General features: G+C 41.9%; 4 protein-coding genes. All 4 read right to left on the bottom strand.

Annotated features, from left to right (window positions below; translation table 11 throughout):
* Positions 1-212: 212 nt before the first annotated feature.
* Positions 213-2,102 carry a RagB/SusD family nutrient uptake outer membrane protein gene (locus tag Q0502_RS06125; protein ID WP_298648494.1) on the bottom strand — a complete coding sequence of 630 codons (1,890 nt, stop codon included), beginning with the start codon at positions 2,100-2,102 and terminating at the stop codon, positions 213-215.
* A gap of 12 nt (positions 2,103-2,114) precedes the next feature.
* Complete coding sequence (locus Q0502_RS06120) at positions 2,115-5,192, bottom strand: TonB-dependent receptor (RefSeq protein WP_298648491.1); 3,078 nt, start codon at positions 5,190-5,192, stop codon at positions 2,115-2,117.
* 142 nt (positions 5,193-5,334) lie between these two features.
* Positions 5,335-6,537, bottom strand: a complete 1,203-nt coding sequence (locus tag Q0502_RS06115) for an MFS transporter (RefSeq protein ID WP_298648488.1) — start codon at positions 6,535-6,537, stop codon at positions 5,335-5,337.
* A 214-nt stretch (positions 6,538-6,751) separates the two neighbouring features.
* On the bottom strand, positions 6,752-6,973 hold the full coding sequence (locus tag Q0502_RS06110; RefSeq protein WP_298648485.1) for a hypothetical protein: 222 nt from the start codon (positions 6,971-6,973) through the stop codon (positions 6,752-6,754).
* Positions 6,974-7,084: the final 111 nt, after the last annotated feature.

Below are 7,084 nucleotides of genomic sequence, written 5' to 3'. Positions count from 1 at the left end.
CTTCCGCCACCAACCATACCCATTTTAAGTTTTTTTTTCATAAAAAATGATATTAACTAATAATTGGTGAAAAATAAATCCAAATCTACATCTTTTTATCGAACGGACAAAATAAATATAGTCAATCGGAAAAATCCGGAAATTTGCCCTACCCTGTGATAAGTCAATGATAGGACAGATCAACTCACCATAGGATAGGGCAGATAAAATAATTATTCCATTCCAGGATTTTGAACCAAGTTTGGATTACGACGAATTTCATCCTGATGGATTGGAGCAAAATACATCTTATCCAGCCATCTCCTGTTTTCACGACTGGAGAGATCATTTACATAATAATAATAGTCGTAAATCTCTTCATTGTGAATATAAGGCTTCATTGATGACTTACCCGGTTTTAAAATACCCTCCACGATAATTCCTGTCAATGGTTTATTTCCTGCTTCCGGAGCGATCATCCAACGGCGAACATCAAAATAACGGTGTTGCTCATAGGCGAATTCTGCACGACGTTGCTGACGCAGAAAATCACGCATGTCAGCTTGAGAAAATTGTTTTCCACGGATAGTCAGAGTCGATCTGGTATCTTTCAACTCAATACGCCCGCGCAAGATATCCAGCCACTTTGCCGCTTCCTCCAATTCATTCAATTCAATACTCGCTTCCGCAGCAATCAGGTACATCTCGGCTAACCGCATATAGACATGTGGCACGGTTTGTCTAAAATACTGAGCATCAACGGAAGTATCGATAAGTTTCTTTTCATAATAACCTGTCCATGACCCGTTCCAGTCCTCAATAGGTCCCTGGCGGGTATCCACACCCCACATTGAGCGGCGCACTACTCCATCGCGGTATTCAATTTCCACGTCTCCGTTTGTCACTTCATATTTCCCGGCCTGTAGGGTTCCCATAGGTGTCGGGTCTAATGTGGCCGCATCAGCCGGACGCGGACGTCCCCACGTATTTCCATCGGTAGCTACAGTGGCATAAAAGCGAGGTTCACGACCATTATAGGGATTTCCTTTCTGGAATTCTCCGGGTTTGGTCATCCCTTCCGGCATAGTTCCATCCTCGAATTCAAACGCCATTACCAGATCCTGTGTTGGCGTAGTTCCGGCCCAGTTATGATAACCATTCGGCCCATGCCATAATCCCATATTATTCGCAGCACCAATAGAAGTGTGGTAATTACGGACAAACATTTGCTCACTGTTTCGAATATCCGTCATAATAGCTTTGAATTTCTCAGCCCTTTCAGTATTGACACCTCCTCTACAATCAATCAACTCAAATGGACCATCCTCGATCACTTTAATTGCAGCATCCCTGGCGGCACGATAAGTAGCCATACGATCACCGTCGAATTGGTTAACAGCTAAAGTATTTATCGTGCGGTCTGCATAGAGAGGACTGGCAACATGCAATAAAATACGGGCTTTTAAACCGGTTGCCACAAACTTGGTTACACGGCCCCATTCGTTCGAGCCAACAGTTGCCGGAAGATATTCTTCAGCCTTTTCCAGGTCGCTCACAATAAATTCAAGACACTCGCGCATGGTATTACGAGGCTTCTTCATTTCTTCTACTTCTGCCAGTGAAAAATCTTCCGTAACGATAGGTACTCCCCCAAAACCGCGTACAAGTTCGTGATACATATGTGCACGCATATAATAGGCTTCACCTTTCATACGATCCAGGTTAAAGCCAACCTTTTCCGGCACATTGTCAATGTTATTGATGATAATATTGGCATAGCGGATACCCCTATACCTGTTTTGCCATTTAAAAGGATTATTATTATTGTCATACCATTGAAGATTGCTTTGTGAAATAGAAACAGCTTCAACAATATCTTTTTGCCCGTAGTTATGGGTAAAATAAGCATCGTCGGTCAATCCGTCCAAAGAATGTTCTTGAGCACCCGGGTGTATGTTATTGTATAGATCATTTACAAAAGCTTGCGTCAAAGCAGCATCGGTAAAAACCATCTGCTCTGTATAAGAAGTAGAAGGTACGATATCCATAAAGTCCGAACAAGAATTGAGGACAACGGCAAATCCCAAAACGATAATGGTTACTATTTGTTTTATATTTCTCATAATCTCTTATTTTTAAAATGTTATAGATACACCGGCGTTCCATATACGACGTTGTGGATATTCCCGACCGGTATCATTGGCTTCCGGATCTTGTACTTTGACATTATCTATCGTAAATATATTTGTACCATTTACATATACACGCAAATCCTGGATTCCTGCACTGCGGAGAGGCGTTGAATTAAACGTATATCCTATTTCCATATTTTTCAGACGCAGATAATCGGTTTTGAACTGATAGTAGGTATTCTTCTGGTCTGTACCCTGCTTCGCCCAATATTCATTCTCGCGGTTATAAGCACGCGGATGTTCCACCATGGGGTTTTCTTCTGTCCAACGGTTTTTATACATGAACTTATAGTAGTTCCCGGCTTCACCGGCTCTTTCACGCCAAATATAGGTAATACCTCCTGTTGCGCCCTGGAATAATGCCCTCAAATCGAAGTTATTCCAACTGAGACCGGTAGTGAGACCGAATACAAAACGTGGCTCCGAGTTTTTGTCGGAACGGACGCGGTCATTCGCATCAATTTTCTTATCACCATTTACGTCTACAAATTTAATATCTCCAGTACGTGCATTGGCCCAATGCGGATAGCTGTCCAGTTCTTCCTGTGTATTGAATACACCGTCGGCAATATACCACAACTCGGTATTTACCGGCATTCCGGTCCTTTTCTGATAATCGGGTATACCGGGGGTTTCATCCCAGAATAACAGTTTATTTTTTGCATACGTCATATTGAACGAAACATCATATTCCACTTTACCAGCCCTGTCTACCCAGGAAATTAATCCTTCTATGCCTCTGTTCTGCATTTCACCGATATTTTCTCTTGGGAGCGTAATACCCGAAATCTGGGGTAATGAAGCGTTTCTGTAAATCAACATATTGGTACGCTTATGGTGGAAAAGGTCGGTCTCCAAGCTTAATCTGTTATCCAGAAACTTAAATTCGAGACCAAGGTCATACGTAGTCCCTACTTCCCAGGTAATATTGGGGTTGGGAGTACGCGTCGGATATAATGTCTTCTGGAATGTTGTTCCAAACATATATTCAGTACCGAAACCGTAGGTATTCAGGTATTGAATACTTCTATCGAGATTTCCGTCAGGATCTAACAGATAATCACTACCGGTTTGGGAGACAGAACTACGCAGCTTAAAATAGTTGATGAAACTGAGGTTTTCCTTCCAGAAATCTTCTTCGGATGCACGCCATGCGGCAGATACCCCCGGGAAGAAACCATACCGTTTGTCTTTCGGGAAACGATACGATCCGTCGTAACGGTACACAAATTCAAACAGGTACTTTTCGAGATAGTTATAGTTCACACGTCCAAAGTAGTTGACACGGCTTTCTTTCCAGGAATAGCCTTCTGTTTCCATATCGGTTACCGAACCATTATTTATTTCATCCAGTGCATCTGAAATAAAATATTTACGGGTTGCCCTTACCCTGCGCCATTCGTTACTCTGCGCTTCAACACCAAGGGTAGCGCCAAAGTTATGGTCTCCAATAGAACGGTCGTAGTTGACTACCAAATTGGTCATCCAGTCTGTCTGCTCATCCCTTCTCTCCTCTAACACCGGTTGGGAAACCCCTTTTAACGAGGGGGTCAACTTGTGTTCAGGGTTACCATCCCAAGTATAAAGGGTAAACGGAGTTTCAAAACGACGCCGGTTATTGAAATGTTGGTCATATGACACAGTTCCTATAAGCGACAATCCCTCAACTCCAGGGATTTTAAGTGTCGCCCTCAGTGTATTCTGGATATAATATGCTTTGTGAAGGTCTTTCCCGGTTGCCGGAGTGGCACGCACCACCGGATTATCTCCGTATTCAATATCCGGCCCTGGTTCTCCGGTTGGCCAATAAGCGGGCAAGATAGGTTTACTACGCACCATGGAACTGAAGATATCTGTCGCCCCACGTGCCGGATAATTGGTTACTTGTAAACGGTTTACGTTACCATAGGATATATCAAAGTAATCATTTACTTTCATATCCAGATTGATACGTGTACTGTATTGATCGTAGCGATTCGCTGAATTCTTATAGATACCATCTTCTCCATTAGCAGCCAGACTGACGAAAAACTTGTACCGGTCGCTTCCTCCGGTTATGCTCACATCATGGCGATACATGGGCGAAACATCCTTAATTGTTTCTTTATACCAGTTTGTGTCGGGATGTCCCCATGGGTCTGATCCGTCCTGCCATAATCTCAGATCCTCCTGGGAATAACGGGGTTCACGCCCCGAATATTTATCAATTTCATTCACCATCGTCGCATACTCAAAAGCATTAGCCAACTCGGGGATACGTGAGGGTTGAGAGAATCCCATATTGCCGGTATACGTAATTGTGGGCTTTCCTTCTTTACCCCGTTTGGTGGTAATTAAAATAACCCCATTGGCAGCACGAGAACCATAGATAGCCGCCGAAGCATCCTTTAACACCGACATGGATTCAATTTCATTCGGATTAATACGATTTAATCCTCCCGCACGTCCGGGTACTCCGTCGACAACAATTAACGGGTCTTTAGATCCAAGTGTATTCGTACCCCGGATACGAAGGGTTGTTCCGCCGCCACCAGGTTCATCCGAACGCTGGAAACCGATTACTCCCGGCATACGTCCCACCACGGCATTAGAAAGATTAGTAGTGGGAGATACCTTGAGTTCGTTACCGGACACACTCGCCACGGCACCTGTTACGGTTACTTTCTTCTGGACACCGTAACCGACAACAACCAGTTCATCGATCATATGTGCCTCTTCTGCCAGAATTTGATCTATAACGGTTTGTGTTCCCACGGTAACTTCAGAGGTAATATATCCGATGTATGAAAAAATCAGAACGGAACTCTCCTCAGGCACCTCTAATGAGTATTTACCATCAATATCCGTTATAGTCCCGGTAGTAGTATTTTTTACTACTACATTCACACCGATTAAAGGTTCTCCATTTACATCACTCACAGTTCCTCTTACACTCTTTTGTGCCGATACGGAAACCGCACACAATTCAAGAAACAGGAACATCAAAAATTTTGATAAATGTTGTTTCAATTTTGTTTTCATTTCATTTACAGTTGATGTTTCATTCATGTTCCGACGATTTAATTATTTTTCACAAAGAAGTTCTCTAAGACAGTTATAATATCTTTTCCGGATAAAAGAATCAATTGATCTAAATATCCATAGGTTAAAAATGGATATATCATCATACAAGATTATTTTTCTTGTTTTCCCTGAATAATGCTACAAAACCTATCAAGATAACGACAGCCATAACAAAAGGCACGGTCCAGACTGATACCCAGTTGTATATACCCTGCTCAGCAGTATATTGATGCACCACATTGCCTGCTACCAGCGTTCCCAGGTATTTCCCTACCCCATAGGTGGCAAAAGCAATCAATCCCTGTGCCGAATTCCGTAGAGACGAAGGCGCCTTTTCATCCACAAAAAGTTGTCCTGAAACAAAGAAGAAAGTAAAACAGAATCCATGGAGCGGTAATACTCCATAGATGAAACCGATGTGTCCGGTATGCGCTCCAAGGGCAAAGAATCCGTACATCAACACCCATGCCACAATTGCGGCAACAATACTTCCCTTATACCGTAATTTGAGAAACATCAACGGAAATGCGAAAAGGAAGATTACTTCGGTAACCTGTCCCATGCTCATGGCCGCAGCGGCGTTATTAATACCTACGTTAACAATGAACAGATTGGTAAACGAATCATAGAAAGCAAGGGGAATACAAGCCAACGCCGAAAATACTAGCAGCACCAAGAACGATCTGTCTTTGGTAAGCTTAAACGCATCAAATCCGAGTATCTGTCCTACAGTCACCTTTTCAGCACGTTTTCCCGGTGCCTTGAAAGGAAGTATAAAAGCATATAAACCGGCAATAAAAGAGATTCCTGCAGCAATAAGGAAAGGAGTAGACAATGGTTCCAGATTCAACGAACTGATAAGAATTCCAGCAATAATCCATCCGAACGATCCGAACAAACGGATACGGGAGAATTCTTTCGAGGGTTCAGGCAGGTTATCAAAAGAGATGGAATTACATAGCGACATAGTGGGCATGAAACAAATCGTATAGAGCAGCAACACAAGAAAAAACAATGAAAAATTATCAATTTGTGTCAAACAGCCTAACAATACGGCACCCGTGATATTTAAGAATGCCAAGACCTTGTTGGCAGAGAAAAAACGATCGGCTATCATTCCCACGATCACAGGGGATATAATGGCTGCTATAGCTGCCGTACTATATGCCAACCCGATCTGAACACCTGTAAAATGAAGTGTCTGCCCCAGATAAGTCCCCATGGTTACATACCATGATCCCTGAATAAAAAATTGAAAGAACATCATCAGGGAAAGTCGTGTTTTTGTGTTTTTCTGTTCCATTATTACTTTTTTTATCGACACTTTATGTTTAATTGAAATCCTCAACCTATCCCGCAAATGGTTGCGAGACTTTTGTAAAAAATCCAATCAATTCCATAATGCTATTTCTCAATTTATTGTAATCCGCAAATACATTCATGCCCCTACCCATTCCAAGATCCAAAGAGTTCGACCATACCTATTCTCCATGGAATTGTAGGGTTTATATAATTTTTTACGATAACCGGATTACTTTTGTTTCATTAATCAATCCATCTGTAGTAACTTCGAATCTTGCTTTTTGGGCTTTTTCAAGCCTTGTCTTTGCCGTCCTTATGGAGGAAGTCTTGATTTTAGCAGTTGGAATTAGCATAGGTTTACCTATTGGCAAAGACAAAAGTGTTTCCGGAATGGAAATTTTTTTAACCAATCCCGTTTCTTTTAATTTATTATCCATATCTTTATGTCTTGTATCTATGTATTACATTGAAGCTTTCATTGTATTATCAAACGCAAATATAATTCATTTGAATTAATAACTATCATTAAAAAAGGACAAAACACTCTA

Origin of the sequence: uncultured Proteiniphilum sp. (assembly GCF_937873925.1) — a bacterium.
In the GTDB taxonomy this organism is placed as follows: Bacteria; Bacteroidota; Bacteroidia; order Bacteroidales; family Dysgonomonadaceae; genus Proteiniphilum.
Note: the sequence above shows the minus strand (reverse complement) of the source record. Positions and strands in the feature narration are given on the sequence as shown.

What these genes read in the sequence shown, in the direction of transcription:
- Q0502_RS06120 (WP_298648491.1), bottom strand. Translation starts at nt 5,192, where the DNA reads ATGAAAACAAAATTGAAACAACATTTATCAAAATTTTTGATGTTCCTG.
- Q0502_RS06125 (WP_298648494.1), bottom strand. Translation starts at nt 2,102, where the DNA reads ATGAGAAATATAAAACAAATAGTAACCATTATCGTTTTGGGATTTGCC.
- Q0502_RS06110 (WP_298648485.1), bottom strand. Translation starts at nt 6,973, where the DNA reads ATGGATAATAAATTAAAAGAAACGGGATTGGTTAAAAAAATTTCCATT.
- Q0502_RS06115 (WP_298648488.1), bottom strand. Translation starts at nt 6,537, where the DNA reads ATGGAACAGAAAAACACAAAAACACGACTTTCCCTGATGATGTTCTTT.